Genomic DNA, 25,659 nt, shown 5'->3' with positions numbered 1-25,659 from the left:
AATGAGCCTTTTCACGTCATGCTCAGGACGGCAAAACAAAAACACGCTGCTAGGCGTGTTCGATAATACGTTTAATTTGATTAGGTTTAATACCAATCGTGTCCCATGTGGCCGGACTATCACCAATATCAAGTTCAAATCCCAATGTTGGATCAGCCGGCACATAAACAACGGTGCCTTGCCTTCCGTCAACGAGTTCGACAAGGTCGTATTCTTTAATTGTGTGAGGATCCACTAAATATTCACTCATCTTTTAACTCCTTAACATACAGCGATACAAGCCTAGTTTGACCTGACTGCTTATCCTTAATCCAAGCAGTGCGAACGTTCTTAATGGCTCCGTTTGGTCCCGTAATCGGCATGTCGACTTGATACTGCATGCCATAACCAGCATCACCTTTAGAAACCGCATGGTACTTTGTTTGACCCGCGTGTATCTGGTCAATTAAATCCTGATAATTATCTTGAGTATAACCCAGGGCTGACTTAAATACACGTGCCTTATCCGCACCACCATGTGTGTTCGTAGGGTCGAGAGCGTACTTCGTCAACTTAGCTTCAGGAATAATAGCATCACTCGCACCAGGTAATCGATATGAGTTAACGTTCATCCCCGTTTGGATCTGTTCACGGGCATAATCACGGTTCAAGAAGTCATGTGACTTGATCAGTTCTCGTAAGTTTGCCTGCTGATTGCTAATTTGCGACTTAAAATGTGCGATACCTGGTTCATCACCCAGTTGTTCAGCAGCCGCTAAACACTTCTTACTCTGGCGAATAGCACGTTCCATCGAACGTTGTCGTTGCTGCACCAAGCTGTTTGCCTGTGCCTCTTTAGCAGAGGGCATTCGCTTATCTAGTCCGGTATCGATATTCACGTCAGGATCCCATGGTGTTAGCGTATGCCGGCAATTGATTCCTTGCGTGCCACTGGCTTTGCCATACTCATGGTTGTAAATCGAATCATAACGACCGTCAAAGCCATCACTGCCACTTGGCACAAGGTTAACAATATGACCCTGAATCGGTGCACATGCTGGACGAGCGGCAGAGTGCCACGACATCTTAGCTTGTTTGACATCATTATCGCCCATTGTCTTCATCCGCATGTCATTAATCACACGATGTTGAGTCGTGTTGATCACCATCCGTGAATAGCCTTCCAGTGACCAACCTTTGCCAGCACTGTCAGTCAATTTAGTGGGGATGCCATTCCGTACCCAACGATAGATGTTGTCCCTGGTAGCCTGTTCGTGCGTTTTTAAGCCAGTGGATACTTCCATCGTCGTTTGAGTAACAATGCTACGGTACACACGCAAAGCTGCATTATCGGATATGTTACGAGTGATCAGTGATTCGTTAATGTTGTTGCTCAAGTCAAGCATCGTCTGATGTAGATAACTATCAGTAAACGCTGCTACGTCTGGTGACACTGGATGAGTGTTACCTAAATTGGCAACGATATCCTGTGTCGTGGACTGAACGGATTCTTGACCAGCAGCATGAATCATACTAGTCACTTTGCTTTCACTTACGTCATTAACGCGGGCGACCAGCTTGGCTACCTCTTTAGTCAACATGCCGGCTTTAGCCAGTTGTTCGACCTGCCATTGCAACACATTATCCTTATCGACATCCCCACTTGAATGCTGTAACGCATTGATCAACACGGCAAAGATATTCTGCTGAAGCTTTGCATACATATCAATGATGGACTGAGCGAATTCATCCGACTTAGCCATTAACCATCACCTTCGTTGTTGAGATCACTTTCAATCTTGCTCTCGCCAAACGGGGATGATGGTGCTTCACTTTGAATCTGATCAAGCCAGGTCTGGGCATCGTCCATGCTTAAGCCATACGTGCGCATGATGAACTGCAGTTTGGGTAGTACACCGGCTTGTACAGCCAACATGTCGTTCTTTTGCTGGCTGTCTTTGTCGACAAACACACCATCATCATAATGAACATCCACCTGCAGCTTATCCACGTCAACATTCATCCCTGCAAAGGGTGCCTTACCATCAGTGAACAACTGTTCTGCGGATCCCACCTCGACGATTGACTCAATCAACTCAGTAATAAACTTCGTTAACTTGGTCAGATAACTGGAACGCGTCTGATAGGTCATTGAGTTTTCACTGACAACTTGTGTAGCTGTTTGTACACCACCGTCAGCGTCTTTAGTGAACGTACCGGTCGATAAACCCATACCATTCTCTAATTCCTTAAGGTGCTGTTGCATCATACTGTCAAAAGCATCGGCACGTATCTCTGGTGTGATGTCTTGAAGTAAGGTACCAGCGTCTCTAGCGTTCACAGACATAATTGTGTCATCGTCTGGGTCAAAGTAAGGGCCAGCATGTAATTCATCGCCAGGCTTTACTAGGCTACCGTTCACGGCCACTTTTTTCTTTCCCATCCGAACTTCCCAGAAACGGGCGTCATGAATGTAGTTAATTGCATCTAGTATTGAACGATTGTTCTCAACAATCCCTACCCCAAGTGGACTCTCTGGTTCCTTGTTATTGGGACCAGGATTTTTGAAGTAAACAAAAAGCGGACGTGAGAGTTGTGGAATTCTCACATTCGCTTCGATACCTGTATCAACATCATCACTACCTAATGGAACTTGCACGCCGATTCGCGTAGCATTCTCTGACCTGTACAGTTCATTAGTAATCACATAGTCATCGCCGTCCCACTGATGAAACTCTAGCAACGTGTAATAGTACCGAGTACCATCGACGACCTTAATCGTTCGTGAGGCAATAGCTGCCTGACTCACTTCTTGCGTGTTTGCATCCAGTGAGTAAAACTGGTCAGATCGCACCCAAGCAATTCTAATTTGATCACTATCATCCACATAGGGACGTGCTGCAAAGCCACCGGTTGGCAATCCTTGCTCAAACTTTTCTTCTAACACGTTCTTAAAGTCGCTGTCGTCCAAAATAGCATTGATTTTAGCTTGCAAGTCATCATTGCCCTGCAGACTAATTTCAAATTGTTCATTCAGGCAGATGGAAGCTAACCGACTTGCACACATCTTAGTCATGTTGATTGTGTTGAACTGTCGATGTCGTGTCTCGCCGTCGTGGTTCTTATAGTCAATCGTATTGGCTTTCATACCTGTGCTGTAGATGTAGTTACCGGCATAGTAGTTCATGCCTCGTTGAATACGTTCGACTTCCGAACTAGTCGTTTGAATACGCGGATCATCAGTAATGCTGTTTAAGTCTTTACCCATACCCAGCTTTGCACCCCCTTTCTGGAAAAAGTGTTTAATTCGACTAATTAGTCCCACTGTCATCACCTACCATTCGAGACCTAAGTCAGCTTTGTTATCTAAACAGAAGTATTGGAAGTTATCACACGTGTGGTCATCCACCTTAACAACCTTAGGATCATCAGACTGTAGCGTGTTTTCATCCCATTGATACCGTTCATGTTGAGCAATAAAATACTTCAGGTTGTTAGGCGTCGGCAAGTAGTAGAAGCCATCACGGGCCAACAATGAATGAACATTGTCGATCATGTCGCCCTTCTTTAACTTGTGTACTGGATGCCATTCATCCCCAAAGTCGTTAAAGTATTGATTACGCAATGCCGCTTCAGCAGAGTCCATTGTCTTCTGCCATGCTGACAGTCCATACTGCTCTTCAATGCGCGTCACAAAGTCGTGAATCTCTGGCGACAGCTCACTAGGTGCCTTCTTATGAACCTTACCTTCAGGTGAGTAGTAATAAGTGTCCAATAGCACTGCTCTGGGCTTGCCTAACTCGTCTGGTGCAGCCAGAATGCCATAGGCACTGACTGCCGTAGCAGAGACAGCATGCCCAGTATCAGCACTGAAATACAACGAGGCAACGTGATCACTGTCGGGGATGTGTTCCATCCTGTGAAACTGTGACATGTTGTAGATGTTCGTACCTAAGCCAACAACTTCACCCAAATAAAGCCAACGATAGTAGTCGTAGTCAGTTTTCTTATACTGCTCAATCAAACGTAACTGCTGATCAGTAGTGAATCCCAACTCATCGTCCAAATAGGTTGATGAATCAACGAAGTATTCAGGATCGTTTTCACATTCAGTTACCCATTCATTAATCCATTCATATGGGTTACGTGGTGGGTTGTAAGAATAGAATATCTTGACGTTCTCAACGGCCGGCGACTTGTGACGAATGAAGGTTGGATTACCCTGGTCAAATACCTCACGGCCTTTCATGTTGGCGGCTTCTTCATACCACACAGCAATAATGTCGCGAATGGTGTTTGACTTAAGCTTCTTTGGATCATCCGCACCATAGAAGTAGAATGTCGAACCAGTCCGTTTCTGGACGATACGCATTGGGGATGTGTAGAACTCAAATTCGTTGCCGCAATGCAGCCAGTCCAAGGCCTGATCAATCTGCATGTACACAGCATCGTGAATATGGTTCAAATTATCCATGACACAGATAACATTTGCTTTGTAACCGGCTTTAATGACTTTCTTCATCATCGTGACTAGCTTCATGCTGATCACCGATGATTTAAATGAGCCACGGCCACCATGCGCCAAGATGTAAGGACATTTCGTGTTCCACAATGGTGCAAAATGCGGATTAACCATCGTAGACATCCGGAGCACACGTGTCTTGTTATTCAAATCATCAAGAACTGCTGTCTGCATGTTCATCCCCCAAATCATCAACAATCGTCGTTGCATCCGTGCCGGCATCTTCTGGTTCAAGGTGCTTTAATAGCTCAAGCAAAGCTCTTTGTTTATCCGGTAGTTCAACAATGACTTCGCCTTTATCAATGTGCACACCTTGAATCTGTGACATATCCACTTCGCTCTGTTCATGGAACCTTACTGAAGATTCAGTGTACGTGATTGGATCACCTGTCTGAGGATTCATCATCACCCGGCCGTATTTAACAACTGGAATTTGTTTTGTTTCCACATCCACAATGTCACCAATGTTAGCAAACGCCTGGCGTTTCAATTCATGCAGGACGTCCTGTGCCGAGATGAATTCAGACTTTTGACGTTCCGTGCGGAGTTTGCTGATTTCGGCCTGCACCTTAACATTACTTAACATCCTTGAACCACTAGCCATGGCCGTTTTATGGTCAACTTCATACGCACGTTGATATGAAGAAGTAGCGTTAAATGACTGCAAATAAAAGAGGCAGAACAGTTTCTGCTTATCGTTAAGCTCACCGTTTGCCTCTAAATCATTTGCTATTTTTGCGGGTGCACCCCTTGTTTTAGGGTGCACCCTTTTTGCTGTTTTGGGTGCACCCGTTGAACGGGTCCATCCATGACGTTTTCGCCACGACTTAACTGTGTTGATTGACACGGAATACTTGGCAGCAATGTCCTTGTACTTCATGCCATCAACATAGTCTTGCTCAGCATTATGAATTTGCTCATCAGACGCCATTACATATCACCACACCTCCAATTTAAGCATTAACGAAAAAATCACTCTTCAGGTGGAAGAGGCTTAAGAGCTTCAGCCAATGCTTTTTGCGAAATCTTTATTCTCTTAGTTTTAAATATCTGGCCACGACTGTTTCTCACGTATGGCCAAATTGAAAATTTTTCGGAAAAATGTTCGGCCTGTGCTGTTGCCAGTATGGCCTGCCCTTTTTCTTTAAACTCATGACTTTCTTCTTGCTCTAATCTGACTGGATATTTTTCATGATAAAATCCTATATGCCGTTTATCGCTCAAAAGAAAACCTGCCGCTGTTATTTCAGTCGGAATTGGGCCAACATTTATCGCCTCAATAACGTAATCTAGTAAGATCATTTCAGGAACAGAATAATTTGTCTTACAATTTACTTTAATTCTTACTTTCCCTTGTCTGTGCTGCAAAAACATTGTTGTTACAACGGCACCGATTGTACCAACAGCTCCAAACCATTCAGCCCAAGATCCGATTTCTATTCCCCAAAAATGCATGTATTCACCTCATATTGTTTTAATACAAGTATACACAAAAACCGTCCCGTGAGTGGACGGTCAGTCAATGCTAGCAACGAAAATTAAGAGAGGAACACCTCTCACCTCTTTTCATTGTTTTGTTGGGTTGCCCCAATTCTGCCGGTGAGGATTCGCACCCCACATGATTAACATCAAGACGTTCGGACTTAACCCCTTAAAAACGGACGTAGTTAATCTAACTTGTCAGCGTCTACCTATTCCGCCACAACAGGTTTTATTACTTTGCCTCTTCTAAGTCCTTAATGCGCATTCGTAAAATGTGAGCTTGACGATCCATGTTCTGCTTTTGGCGTCTCATCCACATGTCCTGCGTTTTGCTAACCTTAATTTCATCACCGTCAATTGCTTCTTGTAACCTACCTGATTTTCGATAAGTCTCATCAAGTTCCGCCTTTAACTTTGTAATAACCTCTTGCATGTAACTAACCAGCTTTCATCTAAAGTAATGCCGTGGAGTGGAATCGAACCAGCTCTTGAACCAACACGGCAACCACACGGGGAATGTGTTTTATCAAATTATTTGATGCTATCACTATAACCCCTAAAGTCGGCGGGCAACCGGCGGATGTTCGGCGGATTTATGGCGGACAATCGGCGACGAGTCGGCGAACTTTTTAGTGGTCAACTCTTCTTAACATGTAAATCAGACGATGGATGAAGCATGGCAAACGTCCACAAAGCCTCATTTTCGTAGTCATTGAACGTTCTCGATGGAACTGAATGCCTCAGCTTAGTGTGCAACTTTTTACGAATATCAAAGTTAGCAAATTGCTGCAAATATTTCATTTCTAAAATGATTGCATACATCTCGTTCGGTTCCCCCATTTGGCGCATCCCCGCCAGAACGTTCTTAATCACCAGAATATGGTGTTCGGAATCCAAGTCAGCAACAATCGATGACTCAGCTGTGTTAACAAACGACTGTCCTTTCGGTTGACCATCACTCACTGGTGAAACCAATGCCATTCGTGCTCGTCTAACATCAATACTGTATTCTTCATACTTCTGCAACTCATTTCGAGCAGCTGCGATACACGCCTTCTTATTCATGTTTCCAAATATATTTGATCTCAAAATGCTACACTCCCCCGTGTTTTGGCATGGTATAATGAAATTTGTCAGAATCATTTGCATGCCGCCCACGAGGCGGCTTTTTTATTTAAACAGGTCGTCATATTTTACGGCGTTGGCAATCAGCTGCATGTCTTCAGGTAACTGTATTTTCCTCAGCAGTTTTGCATGATATGGACAGAAGTCACTATTTCCAAACTTTTTAGCGCATTCATCACAAAGCGGAAAACTGCAGGTCTCATACTTGCTTTGCTGACTCATTGGCACATCAAACATAAAATTATTGTAATCAACGACAAAGTCACATAAACGTGTAGAAGGTCTCTTCTTACAAACACCGCACATTTTGCTTCGCTCCATAATCTGGCCAACAACTTGTCCCATGATTGTTTTCCCCTCTTTTACACGTTCAATTTGTTCACTAGCTCCATTAAATCGCCCTTTAACTTGATGCCTGTGTGATCGATGTGACGTTGATCCAACCAATCAGTAATTTCCGGAATAGTGTTCATATTACTTGGACGACCATCATCGGCCTTTTTATCGTCAAACATTTGTGCGTAGTCATCCTGGTTGTCTCGTCTATCTCGATATAAGGTATTGGCTCGATAAATGAATCCCTTTTCATCTGCCACTCCCCACACACCGGTAGCAGCGGATAAAAATAGTTTCTTATCACACTTACGACAGCGCACAAATCTAAATCCTTCAGGGACTTCGTCTGTGTACGTCTCACCACATATTGGACACTCAATGTCTGCCTTCACTCGAGGACGTTCTCTGAAAGGAGTAAATTTCCAATTACCCGTGAGTGAATCCTGTTTTTTTGATACTGGTGATTCTTCAACAGCGGTGGTGTTTTCTTGTCCATCATCCCCGTCAACGACGGTCTCACCATCAATGGTTAAGTTGTCATCATTGCCGGTAACTAATTGGTAAGCTCTAAAAACCTCTTCAAAATTGAGCTCACGATCAGATTGTAAATGTAGTTGTAATTCCTCAGATTTAATGTTCAATTCCATTTGTATTCTCCAATTTAATTTTTCGTGGCTGCAGTCTATCCAGTTGATCAACCAATTTATACAGTTCATGCTCGACATCCTGGATTGTCCAATAATGTTCGTTTGGTAACGCACTAATATGATCAATTAGTCCTGGGATTATGTCCCCCAGGTGGGCACAATCAAAACCGATTTCCCAATATTCTTCATTCTGCATCGCATATGTCAGTCCGCCATGCACATCTACTGGAATGTCCTCGTAATCACTACCGTAATAGGGGTGCTTTGACGGCAATTCAACATATCCACAAAGATGTCCTAATTCAGGCATCCTTTTGATCTCACACAAGTATCCTTTAATGCGAAACTGCTCGTGATTGGGTTCTTCAGTCCATGGATTTTCTTCAGTTTTGTTCAACACGAACGTCCTCTTTTCTTAGCTGTTTGCTTGGGTTAAATTCAAATCCGTCAATACTTTCAGGATTGTTTTTGTGCTGACGTTCATATTTGCTAACCACATCAGCAATTGCATATTGTTTTAAATGTTGCTTTGACTCGTTAATAATCATTTTCGTCCTCCCATTTGACGAGAACGTTCTTTAGTTCTGTCGTACATGCCGATATTGAGTTTGGCTAAGCTAAGACCAGTTCGCGTTAAAGAAGCATCATGATTTATTAACCCCTTACGGTTCATTTCTAACATTTGACGTTTCGTTACAAGCACTAGATTATCGAGCTGAACATGCAATCGATTACCATCGGCAAACATTATGACGTGCCCAGATGGAATCTTGCCATACTCCTTTTCATAGTTCAGTCGATGAACTTGTTTCCACACGTTTGGCTCAGCCGTCTTACGCCACAAATATCCGTCATCTTTAACAACCTCAGTGCCAACGACCACTTTGTTCAATGGTCGTTGGCCCTTTTTAAACTGTGTAGCCACACTTCCCGGTGCCGAACCTGGATGTTTTCCTTTATTAGCAGGTACATGACCTTTTGGAAATTGCCCAGTGAGACCACTAGAAACATGCCGATTGTTCATCCACGCTTTCAATCTAGGAACGGTTAATATAACTGCAGGTGAGAAGCGTTCGTTAAATTTGGCAACGATTTCTTTGCGATAGCGACCTGGAATAATGCTACGCAGGTATTCTTCCTGATTATCAGACAGCAACCTTCTACCCATTGTTATCCTCCAGCATTTTTGGCATCTTGCTATCAGCATTCATACGATCATCGAATGATACTTTTGCCTTCAAAACTAGATCAGCATTGGAAATAGCTTTGCCAGCAACATCGCTAATCGCTTTAGCGCGTTCAATTTCGTTTGATAAATCCTCACCCTTTAAATCTTCATCATCCAAGCGTTCAAGCTCTGCAAAAAGATGATTGTTCAAATCGCCTAATGTATTTTTTGTCATATTATTCATCCCCGTTCGATGGTTTAACTTCTTCTAACAACTCTGGATGATCAAATTTGCTTCCGTAACTTAACAGTCCCATAGTCTCTTGATACAGTGGCAAAGTTCGTTTATGACGATAGTTGTGCACAATCCACTGACCATCACACAATTCAATGACGCCCATCAAACTTTCTGGATCACCTAGATTGTCGTGAAACAACGAAACAATGTCATTTTCATAAGCCTCAACGTGATTAAAATCTTGCCGACCAGTGTACTCCGAGACCGTGGCACTTTTGACTGCGCACCACACTTCAGGTGTGTAATAGTCATCATCAGCATCGGCGGTCCCATCCAGCATGTAGCCATCGTTATACATTCCAACTACAAACTTGCCTTTATGTGGAACACCACTCTCATTCATTTGTTGCTCACTAAGTTCAGATATTGCTTTAAATTTAATTTCTCGCATTACCATTGCTCTCCTAAAATAGGGTTTGCTGTGTAGACACGGCTCTAGCTTCTCTCGTGGTTTCATAAACAACCAGGTTGTGCATTGTGCTTTCTCCACAATCGAACATATCTAAATTGATGAAATAATTTTCACCAATATTGAAAATAAGTTCGTGATCATCATTGATAAACCACTCGTTTGAAACACAATGTCTGTTCCAAGCGTCAAACTCGATTAGTGTGTGACAGGCATATACCTTGCAATCACTGTGATTATATCTTCGCCCGCGTTTTAGCTTGTCCGGTTGATAATATGCTGCCAGTTCCCGTGAGTTATTAATTTTTATCATTTCCTGTACGCCTCACTTGTGATGGTTCTCGTTTAAGTAATCACGGCAGTACCAGTACAACAATGCTGCAACAATCGCTGTCAGGCCTAACATCTTTAGCGCACCAATACCGTCTTGATGGGCACTAAAGATAAACGTGTAGCAAATTCCAACGAGCGTGCCGACACTCAATGCACTGATAAATAACCATGCAAACGCTTTGTCGAATTTACTCATGACCAACACCATTACGCAGGTCCATTTGGGGATGATATCCCGCAGCACTCAACTTCTCGTAGATGAACATGCGCCCTTTCTGCGTCCACTTAGTAGTCATGCTAATGTCAGGGCGACCATCAGAGTGATAAAAGTGAGTCGTGTCTGACTTGGTGTAGCCCTTACCCATCAAATCCATATACAAAATCCACTGACCACCGGTTTTATGCTGCACACGTAATCGGTGCAAAATCTTGTTTAGTGCGTTAGCAGACATGTTGTAATCGGCCGCAATCTGAGTAGTCGTAACCGCTTCATGCGTGGCCAAAATGGTGCTCAGATAATCAACACGAGGGCGATAGTCAGCTACTGTTTGCTGTAACTGGGCATTCTCGTCATGCAAACGCTGATTGTCAGCTTGACTGTCCTTGTATCGTGTCAGCATTTGAATAAACGTATCCGGATCCCCAAGAATCTTATCGACAGTTGTTGGTGTTGCATACATCCCTGTTTTCCGAATCGTGGGTAACACTTCATGCCGAACCCAGCGGTCGAAACGCTTAGCTTGTGATTTACGACTAGCACCAATCAGACGATACAGACCTGGTTCGGAAACAAAGTTTGTTTCACCTTCCAAGCCGCCTAAGTTGAACTTAGTCACCTCGTCTGGGTCCAAGCGGCCCACTGCAACCGTCGTGTTGGATAAGCCTAAACTCTTAGCAACATCAATGGCTGCGAACCATACTTCACCATCCGCATTGACGGTACGAACGTTGTTGCTTTCGAAATTGAATACCTGCTTAACTTGTTGCTCTAATGGTTGATTTTCCATGCTATCCTCCTAGCTCTGTGGCTCTGATACTTTAAACAGCGGAATTGTTGGTCCAACGACGGAACTAGATGATTTTCCGCCTGAAGGTTGCCGACGCTGTTGCAAGTAATCGTCAATTGCTGGTACCGACTTTAGGTTCTTCTTCTGCCAGTCAATCAAAATACGATCGATGTAGCGCAGACTGTACGCCTGATTAAGCACAGCCTCACGCAGCGCAATCAACACGATAGCCGGTTCAAAATGATCTTGGTCAAACCAGTTAGCAATCGTGCTCAGTTCGGTTGGACTGAGTGGCCGGCCAAACTCCTTCTCGATTTTGTTGAAAGCGTCCTTGCGCGCGTTTATTTCTTCCTCACTGTTGTTAGTTGTGTTAATAAGACCGTTTGGTTTAGTCTCGTTTAGTTTAGTTAATGCTGAACTACTGCCTGCACTGTTGTCTGCACCATTGCCTGCACTACTGCGTGTACTACTGTCTGCATTATTTGCAGGCAGTTGTTCATACAAACGGTTAATTTGATAAATGGCAGCCTGATTACCCTTTCGTGAAGTCCACGTAACGAGACCTGACTGTTGTAAATTATTCCTTGCTTTGAAGAAGTTTCGCTCTTTTAGTCCAGCTTTCGAGCACAACACCGACGAGGCTACCGCAAAAGTATCCGACCATGCTGTCTTATTGTTTATGGCCATCAATGCGTGCCATAATGCAATTTCAGATGAATTCAGTGGGTTTGTTTCGAGCCTGTCATAGAATGCCTTCAGCTGCAGAATGTAGTTCAAGCGAACACCTCCCCGTGTTAGACGATCGACAATTGTTGACCGTTGTTATTTTCCTTACTCTGCTTGATTACCTGTGTGATCTCATCTGAAATATCTTGTAACTGTTTAAACTCAGCAGTCTTCATGCCTGTTACGCTGTCAATACCACTATCGCCAAGTACGCCAAGGAACAATTTCTTAGCTTCGTCATCACTACCAACAACCTTCTTAAGCAATCCGAACTGGGCGTTAATAGCCGCAACCTTGTCCTTACGAAGTCGTTGTTGACGTTCTTCAGGAGTCAGCTGTTTATGCTGTGGCCGTGCTCTCTGACTCTGCTGTGAACGGCGTGGACGCTGTTGCTGACTAGGTGCATCATTATTAGCCAGCTGTGCATCGTCGTCTTCTTCAGCAGCCACACCGAACGCAGTCTGTAATGAATACCGACGTGCATACGTCAAAGCAGAACCAACGTCCTGTGGCCGTGTACCAGTCGTCAGAGTGACAGGGTCAAATTGAATGAACTGGCCACTTTCGTGATAAATAACTGTACTAACAGACACTTGCCCACCATCAATGTGAGGATTCTGCAGGTACGTGATGCCAGTACCGTCACGTGCTTTATCAATAGCTGCAATCACTTGTGTCAGATCCGCATAGTTATAGGTGAACGAGTCACCTTTTTTACCTGCAGTCTTACTTTTCGATGGTTGCTCCAGATTAGACTGCAACTTACCCATCGCAATAATCAGTTTGGTAATTTCATCACTTTGTTGCATGTGACTCACCTACCAATTCTGACCAATCCGTGATATGCTTACTTTGTCTTGAAAACATATCAATGTTTGGAAACCGTAAACCATTGCCGTGGTTTGCGGCTTTTTTGTTATCCGAAGAAATCACTCGCCCAAGTGCCCCATTTCGTAACAATCTTTCGGACAATGGGACGGACATACTTCGCATAAAACGCTTGGATTTCTTTGTCATCAGTTAAACGACTCCCTTCTTTGATCAGTGACTTACATAATTCCCAAAATAGAATCACAATGACACCTTTTAGCAGTGCAACCAATTCAATCACCCTCATTCTTATGACATGTGTAGATCTACCCAATGATCAGCAGTCATGACGTTGATCAAAACGCTCTTTTCCGAACCGGGCAATCGGCAATGGGTCAACCTCCTGTTTGTACCAACTACGGATAGTCGACACTGAAACGTCATATCGTTTAGCCGCACTAGAAACGCTCATTGTGTATCGTGTGTCTGTATTCTTAACTGACCTAGCCCTTCGTGCATGAATCGTAATTGGCATGTTTTAACCTCGCTTTCTGTAATGTTTACGAACTAGTTCTGGCTCACCAAGCCTATAAAGTTCAAATAATGTAATGCCTCGCAACTGACACTCATAATTTAGCAAGGTAATTCCTAGCAACCATTCTTGTAAACGTTGGACAAGGTAATCATCGAACTGCTTACCTTCCTTCTTGGAAAGCACTTCACCCGTTGCCAACTTGACGTGAATATGATTGCCCTTGTACATCGTGTTGGCCTCTTCGGCTTCCAGCTGCTGATAAGCCTCGACAGAAATCGCATCATGTTTAAACGCATCGCCATTTAGCATTGGTAAAATCTGATACAACTGATGAGCAATTTCATACATAGTTTCTGGGTCATCCATGGATTTAGCGATGCGCATTGCACCTTCATCAGTTAGATGTTTACCAGTTAGATAGTTATAAAAGCTGGATTGCTTAATGCCACTGGTCATTTGGACCGCCTTTGCAGGAATATTTAATCGTTCCAATGCCTCACCAAAAATTCCCGCCACTCGTTTTGCCTGCATTTCTTGCAACTCTCACACCCCCTTTCGTTGGAATTTTAGCGTCTATGATTACAAACCCAGTCGATTTACGCTAAACGTGTGCTTAAGAATGCATGTTCGACCAGTCAATCAAGGTGTAACGATCATTAACGATTGATTGAACACCCATATCATCTAACTGTTGTAAGACCTCTTCTGGCATACGTTCACTCAACAACTTTGCTGATGTACGCCCGATTAGTGTTGATTCAAAAATGGTTGTGCTAATTAGTTTCAACTGACGAGCTTCCTCACCTGTTGTTTTAGCAGTAATAACTGCTTGTTCTAAGCCTTCCATGATTTACCTCCGTGTTCTTTTGAAATTGAATATTTACATCCCCGCTTATGCGATAATTAGAGTCGAAAGCGAGGTGACAAAAATGAGCGAGCTAACTAAAGAACAACGTGCCCATGATTTAGCAATCACGGCCACACAACTTGAGGCTCAAAGAATAATGCTTAGCAAGTCAAACGGTGGCACTGAGCCCAGCGACTTTGATATTTACCGGTATTATTACAAAACCTATCAAGCGTGCTTAGAGGCAATGAACAAAGATTTCTAATTCTTGTCATCGTTTGCAGTAGCAATGTGCTTTCCGTCAATCAGTAATCTGGTTGCTACGTCTTGCATTGAATCCTCTTGCACCGTTTGGAGCAATCCTGTGATGGCCGCCACCATTGCAGGATTGTTTTGGCAATCACCACTAGTTAGCGATTGATGAATAAAGTTGAGTACATCTTGTCGAATCTGTTCACTGTTTGCATTTGCTTCTTTGCCCATTTCACTGCCTCCTAATCGTTGCTCGCTAACATGTGACTTTGTAACGTCAGAATATTTACACCGAAACTAGTAGCAACCACGTGAACATATGGTTCATTAATCTGCTGCAAGTAGTTCACTAACGGTTCGGCCAGCATATTGAGTTTGTCGATGTCTTTCTGTTCTACTTTCCTACCTCCTATGCATTCTGTTTATTTAAGTCTGTACTATTAGTATTATCGCAACCAAACAAAAGAACATCGGTTGTTACACCGAGTGTCGAAGCCAATTGAATAACAGTTTTTGTTGATCCGTTACGACGACCGCTTTCAAGTGATTGAATCATATTAATAGACAGGTGGGTTGCTTCGGAAAGCTGTTCTTGAGTCATACCAACGTTTTCACGAATTTGCTTTAGTTTCATGCACTTATCTCCTTTCTTTATGTACACATAGTAATACTACTTATAGTACAAGTCAACTCTTATAGTACATATTTCATTTCTTTTCTGTGCATTACTATGAGTACAACCTATAATACTAATTGTAGAGGTGAACAAATGAATATTGGCGAAAGAATTGCTGAACTACGAAAACGGAACTCAATGACTCAACCTATGCTTGCTAAAGCGATGGATGTAAGTCAGAGCACAATTACAAGCTGGGAAAACAACCGTCGTGCTATAAGCAACGAAGACTTGTTAAAACTTTCGAAACTATTTCACGTCACAACAGATTATCTTCTGGGCAATCATCAGACCCCTGCATGGGCTAATGAAAAAGACACCCGTGATTTAGCAACCTTTCTATCACAGAACGAAGGATCTATGACATACGAAGGCGATAATCTAACAGAAGATGAAAAAGCACAACTACGTGTTGCAATGGAAACCATCTTCTGGAAGCGTCACCGTCACGGAAGGAAGGCTGATTAATATGAACTACGATATAAAGAGAGTAACAGAATATATCGCCCATCATTTTAATACAGCCAATCCTTTTCGTATTGCCGAACTGCTTAACGTTCAAGTTGACTGGGTTAATATTGGAAAATATCCTCTTGGCAAGACTGTGTATGACGAAGGTGCGCCGATTGTTCTAATGAATAAGAGTATTGAACACACGTCAAAACAGTATTTCGTTATGGCACATGAATTAGGCCATGTAGTGCTACAAGAAGGACTGATTGGTTATTACACAACTGCAATGCATGGTCGTTCATCTCTTGAAGCTGAGGCCGATGAGTTTTCTGTTGCTTTGTTAGGACAGTTATTCATTGAAGAAAATGACCGTATGCCAGAAAACTGGGACGAACTCGTACATGATTATGGCTTTCCTAGTTGGAATGGCTCACAAATAATTTAAAGGAAGTTAACATGAAAAACTCACCTTCTCGTCTAAAACTTGTAATTGGAATATTAATGACAATCATTTTACTCATTAACATAATCTCTGATTTAGGAACCTTTTACGTATCGGTTCAAGACGCACTCATCATCGTGGGACTGAAAAACGTTTTTTTGATTCTCGCAACCATTGTTGTGCTTGTCTACTGGAATAGAACTGCTAAAGTTGCCAGCTCTTTTGCTCTCGGCTTTTCAATTTTAGAATCACTCTGGCTAATACTTATACATTCCACAGCTTCAGTCTTCTATTTCTCACTTATCTTCATCGTCCTAACCCTGATAGCCCTGCTAGTCGACATTCATGCGTCACGTCAGCAAAAGTAAAAGCACCGAACTACCGATTAGGGCTGTTCAATGCTTCTTCAGGAAAAAAACTATAATAAAAACCTAGTCCAATACTGACGACTTTAAAAGCTGCCATTTTTGAGGAGGTGAAAATATGAACATTGACTTTCATGCATATATTCCAATAATTTCAAAATGGTTTGCCATTTTAATTATTTTGTATCTGCTTTGGATTTTTTTAATCATCCCAGGCTTTCGGTATTTACATGCTGGCATTCTTGACAAGATGCATTCACAAAAATGGTTTTGGAAACATGTTGTACATTATGATACCCGAAATTACCACGAAACGCTCCAACTAGAATCATCAGAAACTAAGTTCTTTGCCTTTCTTGATAAAAACCTGTCCCAAGGTGCAGGTGTTCGGTCTGGACACAATAACTTATATGTAGTAACTAGTGGCCTAACCTCGCCTTCATTCAAATCAAAATCTGATAAATTTTGGTGGACTTTACGCAATTGGGATAAAAGAACTTTCGAAATTCAGTATCGATCCAAGGTTTAAGCGCCACCCCACCCCCGGTTCGCGCAGGTTCGACTCCTGCGGTGGGAATCCAAATAAGCATTGATAAAAACTAGGAGTATCAATAATGTCAGAAGACACCGAAGCAATTGGAATTTTAAACATTCCCACAACTACAAAATACTGGTTGGTCAGAGCAAATGGTGGGAAATATTCCACAGATTTCAATGAAAATGGATTTATTTCCTTGGATCATGATGAAGTCACTATAAAAAGCATTGCGCATAATGATTCTCCTAAAACATTGAATGGTGAAACAGACATTCGTTTGTTGTATCAGCAAAAATATCCAGACAAGTCTAAACATTGGCAAACAACTGCTGCCAAACAATGTAGCGAGTTTGTGTACTCAATGAAAACTGGCGATGTTGTCATCACGCCTGGCAAAAACACCGATTATCTTTCCATTGGTGTTATAGCAGGAGATCCATATGATGCAGATCGGACGGTTTTAAACCGCAAAGCTGAAATGCACAAAAGCCGACTGATCAATTATGTTGTTAGTGAAAACATTAAAAGGCGTCCAGTTACGTGGATAAAAACAATAGGTCGTAACTCTCTGCCAGGCGAACTATACTGGATGCTTTCAGCACATCAGGCTGTATTCGACATTTCTAAATACGATGAGCATATTGATCCACTCTTATTTCCACTTTATCAGAAGGCAGACCAACTTCATTTGTCAGTGCACACGACCACAGATGCAGACCTAACCCTCGCGCAATGGCGAGGCATAACTGCACTAGGAAACACGGATGAAGTAGAAAATTCCGATAAAATTCTTATGCAGGCAGACGTTCATTGCCCTGGCGTTATTCAGCTCATCGCTAGTGTTGCAAACCAACAGGCATTACTTGAGGCTCTCAAAACCTTAACAGCTCTGGCGGCAACAGGTGGCATAACTTGGGGCAGCATTTATGGCGTTCTGTTACTACTGATGGGTAAGGATGGTCGTAAAGTTGGACTACTTGTCTGGGCTAGCACCATATTCGGAACAATTAGGAACGAACGATTGAAAAATAAAATTGAGAATGAAGAGTTAATGGCAAAAGAAAAACAGCTTTCCGAAGTTCAAAAAGCTGTTGCTGAAATTAAGCCCAAAATCATCGATGACGGAACCGCCATTGCAAAAGGAACGCCGTTGCCCGATCAGAAGGACGACGATAACTCACCCGAAGAAGCAAAATCGTCAAAAAATAAAAAAACGGAAAAAAGGGCAACGGATGATAAGCATGAGCAATAGGCCAAAGCAACAGAGCAGATACAACAGATGGTATTGAGGCTAGTAGAAAATAAACAAAAGCCTTTTTCATTGCTCACACCTCCCTTTTGAAGTGAATTTTAACACAACAATTTTGTAGACGGCATTTATTCACCATCTTTTAAATCAATTGTTATAAAGGGCTTAAGCCCTTTTATTATGTTAGCAAAAGAACGTATGTTTGTAAAACAAGAACGTATTTTCCAAAGAAAGGAAAAAATCATGGGAACAATTAAACCATATACACTAAAAAATGGAAAAAAACGTTGGGAAATCCAAGGTTATGCTTCATATAACCGTGGGACTGGTAAACCTAAACACTATCACCTACGTAGCTTTACAAGCTACCTCGAGGCAAATGCCAAGGTTAAAGAACTTGAGGCTGGTTATGCAAATGACAAGTTCAATAACACACATCTTGGTGATATGCGAATGTCTGATTATCTTGAAGAGTGGTTAACCGAAATAGAGACTGGTGTAAAAACTGGAACCACGATTCGTCATCGTTTTATCATCGACCACTACCTCATCCCTAACATCGGAAAATTTAGACTGAAGGATTACACTTTGCGTGACCACCAGCAGTTCATTAATTTTCTTTTTCGAACACATAAATATGGCAAGCCAAATCCAAGTACAGGTCGCAAGCAAGGTCTTCGTTGGTACACTGTTCATGGTATCGATGCAGTTCTTTCTGCTGCGTTTCGTGATGCTGTACGCCTTGGCTATGTTGATACTAATCCAACCCATGGTGTTGTGTATCCCAAAGAATTTAGGCCAACAAACGGCAGACGTGCCCTCCACTACTACACTGCTGACCAAGTAGATAAATTCTTGGATAAAGCACTTGATGAACGCGATGGATTGATGTGGTATCTGTTTTATCTTAATGTGTTCGACGCTGGACTGCGTAAAGGTGAAGTTACTGGTCTATGGTGCAAAGATGTTGATTTGCAGAATAACTTGCTCCACATTCGACGTGAACGATTATTCAAGGCTGAAACGCCGGATACAATTGTGTACGATGATCCAAAAACAGAAAGTAGCATACGAGATGTTCCAATGACCAGTCGACTAACCGATGGATTCTATTCATATCTGCGTCATCGTTTCAATGTAACTAGTAATGCGGAAGTGATCATGTCATTGAAGCAATACCCTGAAGAACCAATTTTCGTTCATTTACAAGGTCAAACAACGGGTATGGTGATTCGTGAACGAACAACCAACAGCACTTGGACACGAATTGTGAAGCGTGCTGGCTTGCCTCACATTCGTTTACACGATGGTCGACACACTAATGCTGTCAGAATGAGACAAGCTGGTGTTAGCTTGGAAGACATCGGCGGTATCCTTGGTCATAAGAATGTTAAGACAACCGAAATATATGCTGAAATAACTCCAGATGTAAAAGAAAAAGCCATCCAAAAAATGGATGACTTTAATCAAAACTCTCATTCAAATGTATCTACTGTTAACCAAAGTGTTAACCACTCTGACCAAAATAATGGTAAAAATGTTTCACGCAAAGAATCTTAACGGCTTACAAACATTGTTACATCACTGATTAATGTACTCTTTCGTCGATGCAATGATGTCAGCAAGCCCCTTCTTTGCGTCGGAGAAGAACATCTGCGTGTTATCCATCGAGAACAGTGGGTTTTGAACACCAGCATACCCTGTGCTCATTGACCGTTTGATAACAACCACGGACTTCGACTTATCAACGTCTAGAATTGGCATCCCGGAAATAGCGTTACCGCTTTCGCGTGCCAATGGGTTGGTAACATCGTTCGCCCCGATAACAAGAGAAACATCAGTGTTTTCAAACATGGAATTTGCTTCTTCCATCTGTTTCATCTGGTCGTAAGGCACGTTAACATCAGCTAACAACACATTCATATGTCCTGGCATCCGCCCAGCAACTGGGTGAATGGCGTAATTGACATTGATACCATTGTCCGTCAACAATTTGGCCAACTCAGCGACTTCGTGTTGTGCCTGAGCAGCGGCCAACCCATAACCAGGAACAATCATGACATTGTTAGCATAAGCAAGTTGCAAACCAATATCGTCAGCTGACGTTTCTTTAACGTTAACGGGTGTTTCATCGGCAGCAGAACTGCTGTTACTGTCACCCGTACCGAAACCACCAGCAAGAATGTTGGCAACTGAACGGTTCATCGCATCAGCCATCTGTAAGGTCAAAATCGTCCCTGCAGCACCAACCAATGCCCCAGCGATGATCAATACTTGGTTATCGATAACGAACCCAGCAAACGCAACTGCCAAACCAGTAAAGGCATTTAACAGTGACACAACAACCGGCATATCAGCCCCACCAATTGGTAAGGTCATTAACAGACCAAAGACTAAACTGGCAATTAAGCCAAGCACCATGAACCAAACATTTGTTGGCAAACCAATCATTAACCAAGCGGCCACTAAAATAGCAATGACAACTAACACGTTAACCAGCCGAGCGCCTGGGAACGTAATTGGCTTACCTGGTACATGACCAGATAATTTCCCGGTCGCAATCAGCGAGCCAGAGAATGTAATTCCACCAATAATAACATCTAGTAAAACTGGCAGTGAAAAGGCAACACTCAAGTGTGTGCCGCCCGCTTTGACCGCGTAGTCGAAGATCCCAATTACAGCGGCAGCACCACCACCAACAGCGTTGAACAAACTAACCAATTGAGGCACATCCGTCATTGGCACCTTGCGTGCACGGGCAACCCCGTACCAAACACCAAGTGCTAGACCAAGAATCAATACAACCCAACCGGTACCAGTAATCTTGCCTTCAGCAATGATCGTGATCACAATCATAATCACGGCTAAGAACATCCCAACCGCGGATAAGCCATTACCACGGCGAGCAGTTTTTGGTGACCGCATTAAATGCACACCAATCACATAACAAACGGCGGAAATCAAATAAACTAAAGAAGCAACAGTCGTTAACGCACTCATTTATTCTCATCCTCCTTTGAAGCAGATTTCTTTGGACGATTAAACATGCCCAGCATCCGATCTGTAACGGTATAACCACCAGCCACGTTAACCGCGGCGAAGAAGGCACCTAGAAAGGCTAAAATATAAAAGATCCAACTGTTTGCTTCCGCAGCGATCACAAATGCACCGACGACAACAACCCCGTGAATGGCGTTTGCCCCAGACATCATGGGCGTTTGTAACGTTGACGGAATCTTACTCATAACTTCGAATCCAACTAACAGACTCATCACAAAGATGGCCAAGTTGGTATATAATTCCTGACTCATGACGGCTAAGCTCCTTTCGAATCATTTTTAGACGTAGATTGACCATCTGTAGCAGCCTCGCTTGAAGCGCTGACAGTTTCCTCAGTAGCTTTCCGTTCTGGCAATTTCATTGCTCCACGCAGACGGTTACTAATAATTTCGCCATCCTTGGTAGCCAATAATTCACCAATAACGTCATCGTCCATATCCAGTGTTAACTGGTCATCTTTGGTAATGTACGTAATGACCGCTTGAACGTTCTTAGCAAACATATCGGAAGCAGCGGATGGCAACTGACTTGCCATGTCACCAGCACCAATAATTTGTGCGCCAGCGTCAGTCGTCACTGTTGTTGCAGGTTTTGAACCAGCAACGTTACCGCCAAGTTCACTGGCTGCTAAATCAACAAAGATCGTCCCAGGTTTAGCTTCGTCAACGGATTTTTGAGTTACCAACAATGGTGGCTTACGACCAGGCACTTGCGCCGTGGTAATAATGACATTGTTCTCGGCAATGAAACCAGCCAATTCATCCTGTTGCTGTTGCGTTTCCTCAGGTGTTAATTGACGAGCATAACCACCTTCACCAGCACCAGAAACAGATGTCGTCAGGAACGTGGCTCCCAGTGATTCAACTTCGCCGCGTGAGGCCGGACGGACATCATAGCCTGATACAACTGCACCCAAACGTTTGGCTGTCCCAATGGCCTGCAATCCAGCAACACCAGTCCCCAAAACCAGTACTTTAGCTGGTTTAGCGGTGCCGGCAGCAGTAATCATCATTGGGAAGTAACGTGAGAAACGATCTGCCGCCAATAGGGCTGCTTTGTAACCTGCAACACTGGATTGTGAACTGAGCACATCCATTGTTTGCGCACGTGAAACAGTCCGTGGCAGTAGCTCAAAAGCTAACGCACTAACCTTTTTTTCAGCGAGTGCCTTCACCGTGTCCTGATCGGTCAAAGGTGCCAGCAAGCCAATAATTGCCTGACCTGCCTTTAACTGCTGAATTGTTGCGGCACTTGGCTTGTCAATCATGGCAATGATACTAGCCTGACTGATGGCCTCATCCCGACTAACAACCTTTGCACCAGCTTTGGTGTAGGCGTCATCCGGGTAGAACGCATTTACCCCGGCGCCTTGTTCAATTAATACTTCATAGTTGCTCTTAATTAACCGACTAACGATGTCAGGTGTCATTGCGACACGATTCTCGCCATCGGCTTCTTTAAGCGCAGAAACTACGATTGCCATTCAACATCCCTCCAATTTTGAAAGTGTTTTCACGTATTTAGCATAGCGCTTACACAGATCGGAAACAATGTCCTATATCAAACAATGTTGAAAAAACATGAAAAAAGTTTTAGCAGCTTTGAACCTTTTTAAGTGAAATGCATCAGAACTTCATTAAATAAATGTTTGAAATCGTTAATTTTTACTCCATATAAGCGATAAACATGTGTTCATATTTAGTCTATTAAAATCATTACCCTATGCCTACTCGAAAAAAATTTTCATTAACAATATTTGACTTTTTAAATTAAAATTCATATTTTTGGAGCCAACTCAAATTGAACTTTCACACTATTTTGGGATAAACAAAAAAGACTTGTGGTCCCAAAAAGGGATACTCACAAGTCATCTTTCTGTTAGCGACGACGTTTGTTTTTCTTAAGTCGCTTCTTTTTATTTTTCTTTGTTTGACGGACCATTCGGTTGACCGCCATTTTTCCTAAACGACCTGACATTCCAGAACCACTGCCCATCATGCCGCCTAAACCGCCTGGAACCATTTGGTCTAAGGCGCCCATATTACCGTTAGACATCTGTTTCATCATCTTTTTCATTTGATCAAACTGCTTAATCATCCGGTTGACTTCTTGGACTGGCCGACCAGCCCCAGCAGCAATCCGACGGCGACGGCTCGGGTTTAACACATCGGGATGTTCACGTTCTTGTGGTGTCATTGAATACACCGTCGCACGCATGTGAGCAAGATCCTTAGGGTCAATTTGGGCATTAGCGAGCGCAGGGTTGTTAGCCAATCCTGGAATCATTTTCATGATACTTTCCATGCCGCCCATTTTGTTCATCTGATCCATTTGATCGAGAAAATCGTTAAAATCAAACGAATTTTCCCGCATCTTCTGTTCCAAATCGGCAGCCTGCTTCTCGTCAGAAACTTGCTGAGCCTTTTCAATCAGGGTAAGCATATCCCCCATACCCAAGATTCGTGAGGCCATTCGATCCGGATGAAAGGTATCCAAATCGGACATCTTTTCGCCTTCACCAACAAACTTAATTGGCTTGCCAGTCACGGCTCGAATTGACAGCGCAGCACCACCACGCGTGTCACCATCCAACTTGGTAAGAACAACACCGGTAATATCGAGTTTGTCATTAAATCCGGTCGCCGTGTTAACCGCATTTTGACCGGTCATCGCATCGACAACCAACAAAATCTCAGTTGGGTCAGCCAACTTTTTAATGTTAGCCAGCTCATCCATCAACTGTTCATCAATTTGCAAACGACCAGCCGTATCGATAATCACGTAATCGTTTTTATCGGCTTCGGCCTTAGCCAGACCTTGGCGAACAATTTCAACGGGATCAACATCAGTCCCTAATTGGAAGACTGGGACATCAATTTGTTTAGCAACTTGTTCCAACTGATCAATCGCGGCAGGACGGTAAACATCGGCCGCAATGAATAATGGCCGAGCGTGTTGTTCAGTCTTCAACTTATTGGCTAACTTACCAGCAGTCGTAGTCTTCCCGGCCCCTTGAAGCCCAACCATCATAATAATTGTTGGAATTTTTGGTGACTTATTTAATTCTGAAGCATCCGAACCCATCGTTTTTGTGAGTTCTTCGTTCACAATTTTGACAATCTGTTGAGCCGGATTCAAACCATCCAGCACTTTACTGCCCATGGCACGGTCACGGACCGTTTTAACAAATGTTTTAACAACATCAAAATTTACATCAGCTTCCAACAAGGCAAGCCGAATCTCCCGCATGGTTTCGCGCAGGTCACTCTCAGAGACCTTGCCTTTACCACGCAGTGTTTTCATTGCATTTTGTAATCGTTCAGTAAGCCCTTCAAAGGCCATGTGTCATTCCTCCATCGTCGGCGTATTCGAATAATTGCTTATTCAGAATCGCTTTCTGTTGTTTCAAGTCGGTCAGCTAACTGAATTAGCTGTTTGTCGCTAGGATATGCGCGTCGTACATAAACGGAAATCTCATCAGCTACCTGATTACGTTTACGAAAATCACTAAATAGATGCAATTTTTGTTCGTAACCTTCCAGAATTTTTTCTGTTCGTTTGATATTGTCATAAACGGCTTGACGACTTACATTAAAGTTTTCTGCAATTTCGCCAAGGGAATAATCATCGCCGTAATATTGTTCAATGTAAGCCTTTTGTTTTTCCGTCAGTAACGGTTCATAAAACTCAAATAATGAATTTATGCGATCATTTTTTGCAATTTCCATATTTCCACGCACCCTTCACTATTCCCGATACCGTAATAGTTTAACATTTTGACTCACTAAAGAACACTACACAGCCACGTCAATCAAAAGAATTAGTTCTTTTTGGTCGATTTGTCCGGCAGCAATCGTTTATGTCCTTGCTCATCATAAACACGGTGCTGATCAATTTTTAGTTTAGCTGTTATGGCCTCTCCTAAATCGACGTGTTCCATTTCAGCAATGCCCAGTAGAAAAATAGCAACATCGGCCAATTCTTCGGCAATGTTGGCCTGATCTTTTTTCAAAGTAGCCTCGAATAGTTCGCTCGTTTCACTGTACAATTGTAAAAGCTCAAACCGCACGTCGGTCGTGTTCCAGTTATGTGCCGCCTTATTAGCCATAATTTCATGTTGTAGCATTGTCGTATCAATTTCCATATCATTGCCCCCACGTAAACCATCGCTTGAAATCAAAAATATTTTTCAATAAGTAGTTTACCCTTTGCACTGATAACATTGCAATTGACGAGGGCAATCGAAACCACTAGTATTAGTAGTGTAATTAAGTTATGCACGAGTGGCGCAACTGGATAGCGTATTGGTCCTCGAAACCAAGGGTTGTGGGTTCGAACCCCACCTCGTGCATCGAGATAAGATAAGAAAAGAAGGATTGTCGACATTGCCGGCAGTCCTT

Annotated in this window: 38 protein-coding genes and 1 tRNA gene; 8 read left to right on the top strand and 31 right to left on the bottom strand. The window is 42.9% G+C overall.

The window, feature by feature from the left end:
- Positions 1-49 precede the first annotated feature (49 nt).
- From LROSL1_RS06265 to LROSL1_RS06155, 23 genes are all read right to left on the bottom strand, one after another.
- Positions 50-250 (bottom strand): hypothetical protein, encoded by a 201-nt coding sequence (locus LROSL1_RS06265; protein ID WP_178914073.1) that lies wholly within the window; start codon positions 248-250, stop codon positions 50-52.
- The gene (locus tag LROSL1_RS06260) at positions 243-1,742 is read right to left on the bottom strand and encodes a phage minor capsid protein (protein WP_178914072.1); all 1,500 of its coding nucleotides are present in this window, start codon (positions 1,740-1,742) and stop codon (positions 243-245) included. Before LROSL1_RS06260 ends, LROSL1_RS06265 begins: the two co-directional genes overlap by 8 nt.
- On the bottom strand, positions 1,742-3,247 hold the full coding sequence (locus LROSL1_RS06255; protein WP_225440562.1) for a phage portal protein: 1,506 nt from the start codon (positions 3,245-3,247) through the stop codon (positions 1,742-1,744). Before LROSL1_RS06255 ends, LROSL1_RS06260 begins: the two co-directional genes overlap by 1 nt.
- Before the next feature lie 66 nt (positions 3,248-3,313).
- Positions 3,314-4,675 carry a PBSX family phage terminase large subunit gene (locus LROSL1_RS06250; protein WP_225440561.1) on the bottom strand — a complete coding sequence of 454 codons (1,362 nt, stop codon included), beginning with the start codon at positions 4,673-4,675 and terminating at the stop codon, positions 3,314-3,316.
- A complete protein-coding gene (locus tag LROSL1_RS06245) occupies positions 4,656-5,432 on the bottom strand; it encodes a terminase small subunit (protein ID WP_178914070.1) in 777 nt (258 codons plus the stop codon). Before LROSL1_RS06245 ends, LROSL1_RS06250 begins: the two co-directional genes overlap by 20 nt.
- Positions 5,433-5,473: 41 nt before the next feature.
- The gene (locus tag LROSL1_RS06240; protein WP_178914069.1) at positions 5,474-5,956 is read right to left on the bottom strand and encodes a hypothetical protein; all 483 of its coding nucleotides are present in this window, start codon (positions 5,954-5,956) and stop codon (positions 5,474-5,476) included.
- 259 nt (positions 5,957-6,215) lie between these two features.
- Complete coding sequence (locus tag LROSL1_RS06235; RefSeq protein WP_178914068.1) at positions 6,216-6,416, bottom strand: crAss001_48 related protein; 201 nt, start codon at positions 6,414-6,416, stop codon at positions 6,216-6,218.
- A 203-nt stretch (positions 6,417-6,619) separates the two neighbouring features.
- Positions 6,620-7,048 (bottom strand): ArpU family phage packaging/lysis transcriptional regulator, encoded by a 429-nt coding sequence (locus tag LROSL1_RS06230; RefSeq protein WP_178914067.1) that lies wholly within the window; start codon positions 7,046-7,048, stop codon positions 6,620-6,622.
- A gap of 105 nt (positions 7,049-7,153) precedes the next feature.
- Positions 7,154-7,453 carry a hypothetical protein gene (locus LROSL1_RS06225; RefSeq protein ID WP_178914066.1) on the bottom strand — a complete coding sequence of 100 codons (300 nt, stop codon included), beginning with the start codon at positions 7,451-7,453 and terminating at the stop codon, positions 7,154-7,156.
- A 17-nt stretch (positions 7,454-7,470) separates the two neighbouring features.
- Positions 7,471-8,091, bottom strand: a complete 621-nt coding sequence (locus tag LROSL1_RS06220; protein WP_178914065.1) for a hypothetical protein — start codon at positions 8,089-8,091, stop codon at positions 7,471-7,473.
- Positions 8,075-8,401, bottom strand: coding sequence for a hypothetical protein (locus LROSL1_RS06215; RefSeq protein ID WP_178914064.1), 327 nt, complete (start codon positions 8,399-8,401; stop codon positions 8,075-8,077). The genes LROSL1_RS06220 and LROSL1_RS06215 overlap by 17 nt, the downstream gene beginning before the upstream one ends.
- A 73-nt stretch (positions 8,402-8,474) precedes the next feature.
- The gene (locus LROSL1_RS06210) at positions 8,475-8,639 is read right to left on the bottom strand and encodes a hypothetical protein (protein ID WP_178914063.1); all 165 of its coding nucleotides are present in this window, start codon (positions 8,637-8,639) and stop codon (positions 8,475-8,477) included.
- Entirely contained in the window at positions 8,636-9,259 is a 624-nt protein-coding gene (locus LROSL1_RS06205) for an HNH endonuclease signature motif containing protein (protein WP_178914062.1), read from the bottom strand. Before LROSL1_RS06205 ends, LROSL1_RS06210 begins: the two co-directional genes overlap by 4 nt.
- A complete protein-coding gene (locus LROSL1_RS06200; protein ID WP_178914061.1) occupies positions 9,252-9,494 on the bottom strand; it encodes a hypothetical protein in 243 nt (80 codons plus the stop codon). The genes LROSL1_RS06205 and LROSL1_RS06200 overlap by 8 nt, the downstream gene beginning before the upstream one ends.
- A 1-nt stretch (position 9,495) precedes the next feature.
- Positions 9,496-9,948: a YopX family protein gene (locus LROSL1_RS06195; protein ID WP_178914060.1), complete on the bottom strand. Its 453-nt coding sequence runs from the start codon at positions 9,946-9,948 to the stop codon at positions 9,496-9,498.
- Between the two features lie 343 nt (positions 9,949-10,291).
- The gene (locus LROSL1_RS06190; RefSeq protein WP_178914059.1) at positions 10,292-10,495 is read right to left on the bottom strand and encodes a hypothetical protein; all 204 of its coding nucleotides are present in this window, start codon (positions 10,493-10,495) and stop codon (positions 10,292-10,294) included.
- Entirely contained in the window at positions 10,488-11,306 is an 819-nt protein-coding gene (locus tag LROSL1_RS06185; protein WP_178914058.1) for a phage antirepressor KilAC domain-containing protein, read from the bottom strand. Before LROSL1_RS06185 ends, LROSL1_RS06190 begins: the two co-directional genes overlap by 8 nt.
- Positions 11,307-11,315: 9 nt before the next feature.
- The gene (locus LROSL1_RS06180) at positions 11,316-12,083 is read right to left on the bottom strand and encodes a DnaD domain-containing protein (protein WP_225440560.1); all 768 of its coding nucleotides are present in this window, start codon (positions 12,081-12,083) and stop codon (positions 11,316-11,318) included.
- Positions 12,084-12,100: 17 nt separating this feature from the next.
- Positions 12,101-12,841: an ERF family protein gene (locus LROSL1_RS06175; protein WP_178914057.1), complete on the bottom strand. Its 741-nt coding sequence runs from the start codon at positions 12,839-12,841 to the stop codon at positions 12,101-12,103.
- Positions 12,842-12,948: 107 nt separating this feature from the next.
- On the bottom strand, positions 12,949-13,143 hold the full coding sequence (locus tag LROSL1_RS06170; protein WP_178914056.1) for a hypothetical protein: 195 nt from the start codon (positions 13,141-13,143) through the stop codon (positions 12,949-12,951).
- Positions 13,144-13,179: 36 nt separating this feature from the next.
- Positions 13,180-13,377 carry a helix-turn-helix domain-containing protein gene (locus LROSL1_RS06165; protein ID WP_178914055.1) on the bottom strand — a complete coding sequence of 66 codons (198 nt, stop codon included), beginning with the start codon at positions 13,375-13,377 and terminating at the stop codon, positions 13,180-13,182.
- A gap of 3 nt (positions 13,378-13,380) precedes the next feature.
- The gene (locus LROSL1_RS06160) at positions 13,381-13,917 is read right to left on the bottom strand and encodes a hypothetical protein (RefSeq protein ID WP_178914054.1); all 537 of its coding nucleotides are present in this window, start codon (positions 13,915-13,917) and stop codon (positions 13,381-13,383) included.
- A gap of 73 nt (positions 13,918-13,990) precedes the next feature.
- Positions 13,991-14,224 (bottom strand): hypothetical protein, encoded by a 234-nt coding sequence (locus LROSL1_RS06155; RefSeq protein WP_178914053.1) that lies wholly within the window; start codon positions 14,222-14,224, stop codon positions 13,991-13,993.
- 82 nt (positions 14,225-14,306) lie between these two features.
- Here LROSL1_RS06155 and LROSL1_RS06150 point away from each other — a divergent pair, with 82 nt between their 5' ends.
- Positions 14,307-14,489: a hypothetical protein gene (locus LROSL1_RS06150; protein ID WP_178914052.1), complete on the top strand. Its 183-nt coding sequence runs from the start codon at positions 14,307-14,309 to the stop codon at positions 14,487-14,489.
- Here LROSL1_RS06150 and LROSL1_RS06145 read toward each other — a convergent pair.
- Both LROSL1_RS06145 and LROSL1_RS06140 read right to left on the bottom strand, forming a co-directional pair.
- Entirely contained in the window at positions 14,486-14,707 is a 222-nt protein-coding gene (locus LROSL1_RS06145; RefSeq protein WP_178914051.1) for a hypothetical protein, read from the bottom strand. The two genes, LROSL1_RS06150 and LROSL1_RS06145, sit on opposite strands and share 4 nt — an antisense overlap.
- A 178-nt stretch (positions 14,708-14,885) precedes the next feature.
- Positions 14,886-15,110, bottom strand: a complete 225-nt coding sequence (locus tag LROSL1_RS06140) for a helix-turn-helix domain-containing protein (RefSeq protein WP_178914050.1) — start codon at positions 15,108-15,110, stop codon at positions 14,886-14,888.
- 135 nt (positions 15,111-15,245) lie between these two features.
- Between LROSL1_RS06140 and LROSL1_RS06135 the strand changes: the two genes are divergently transcribed.
- From LROSL1_RS06135 to LROSL1_RS06110, 6 genes are all read left to right on the top strand, one after another.
- Entirely contained in the window at positions 15,246-15,620 is a 375-nt protein-coding gene (locus LROSL1_RS06135; RefSeq protein ID WP_178914049.1) for a helix-turn-helix domain-containing protein, read from the top strand.
- 1 nt (position 15,621) lies between these two features.
- Positions 15,622-16,050, top strand: coding sequence for an ImmA/IrrE family metallo-endopeptidase (locus tag LROSL1_RS06130; protein WP_178914048.1), 429 nt, complete (start codon positions 15,622-15,624; stop codon positions 16,048-16,050).
- Positions 16,051-16,061: 11 nt separating this feature from the next.
- On the top strand, positions 16,062-16,415 hold the full coding sequence (locus LROSL1_RS06125; protein ID WP_178914047.1) for a hypothetical protein: 354 nt from the start codon (positions 16,062-16,064) through the stop codon (positions 16,413-16,415).
- Positions 16,416-16,530: 115 nt separating this feature from the next.
- Complete coding sequence (locus LROSL1_RS06120; protein WP_178914046.1) at positions 16,531-16,941, top strand: hypothetical protein; 411 nt, start codon at positions 16,531-16,533, stop codon at positions 16,939-16,941.
- A gap of 85 nt (positions 16,942-17,026) precedes the next feature.
- Entirely contained in the window at positions 17,027-18,202 is a 1,176-nt protein-coding gene (locus tag LROSL1_RS06115) for a hypothetical protein (protein WP_178914045.1), read from the top strand.
- 240 nt (positions 18,203-18,442) lie between these two features.
- Positions 18,443-19,759, top strand: a complete 1,317-nt coding sequence (locus tag LROSL1_RS06110) for a tyrosine-type recombinase/integrase (RefSeq protein ID WP_178914044.1) — start codon at positions 18,443-18,445, stop codon at positions 19,757-19,759.
- Between the two features lie 21 nt (positions 19,760-19,780).
- On the opposite strand, the gene LROSL1_RS06105 is transcribed toward LROSL1_RS06110, so the two are convergent.
- The 6 genes from LROSL1_RS06105 to LROSL1_RS06080 form a co-directional block, all read right to left on the bottom strand.
- A complete protein-coding gene (locus LROSL1_RS06105) occupies positions 19,781-21,199 on the bottom strand; it encodes an NAD(P)(+) transhydrogenase (Re/Si-specific) subunit beta (RefSeq protein ID WP_161001402.1) in 1,419 nt (472 codons plus the stop codon).
- Complete coding sequence (locus LROSL1_RS06100; RefSeq protein ID WP_017261798.1) at positions 21,196-21,510, bottom strand: NAD(P) transhydrogenase subunit alpha part 2; 315 nt, start codon at positions 21,508-21,510, stop codon at positions 21,196-21,198. The genes LROSL1_RS06105 and LROSL1_RS06100 overlap by 4 nt, the downstream gene beginning before the upstream one ends.
- Before the next feature lie 5 nt (positions 21,511-21,515).
- Complete coding sequence (locus LROSL1_RS06095; RefSeq protein WP_178914043.1) at positions 21,516-22,742, bottom strand: NAD(P) transhydrogenase subunit alpha; 1,227 nt, start codon at positions 22,740-22,742, stop codon at positions 21,516-21,518.
- Positions 22,743-23,137: 395 nt separating this feature from the next.
- Positions 23,138-24,601: a signal recognition particle protein gene (gene ffh / locus LROSL1_RS06090; protein ID WP_178914042.1), complete on the bottom strand. Its 1,464-nt coding sequence runs from the start codon at positions 24,599-24,601 to the stop codon at positions 23,138-23,140.
- Between the two features lie 38 nt (positions 24,602-24,639).
- On the bottom strand, positions 24,640-24,987 hold the full coding sequence (locus LROSL1_RS06085; protein ID WP_178914041.1) for a putative DNA-binding protein: 348 nt from the start codon (positions 24,985-24,987) through the stop codon (positions 24,640-24,642).
- 92 nt (positions 24,988-25,079) lie between these two features.
- Positions 25,080-25,403 carry a MazG-like family protein gene (locus tag LROSL1_RS06080; RefSeq protein ID WP_178914040.1) on the bottom strand — a complete coding sequence of 108 codons (324 nt, stop codon included), beginning with the start codon at positions 25,401-25,403 and terminating at the stop codon, positions 25,080-25,082.
- A 133-nt stretch (positions 25,404-25,536) separates the two neighbouring features.
- Between LROSL1_RS06080 and LROSL1_RS06075 the strand changes: the two genes are divergently transcribed.
- Positions 25,537-25,610: transfer RNA gene (locus tag LROSL1_RS06075), tRNA-Arg, on the top strand.
- Positions 25,611-25,659 lie beyond the last annotated feature (49 nt).

The sequence above is a fragment of the Furfurilactobacillus rossiae genome, assembly GCF_013394005.1.
Classification (GTDB): Bacteria; Bacillota; Bacilli; order Lactobacillales; family Lactobacillaceae; genus Furfurilactobacillus; species Furfurilactobacillus rossiae.
Note: the sequence above shows the minus strand (reverse complement) of the source record. Positions and strands in the feature narration are given on the sequence as shown.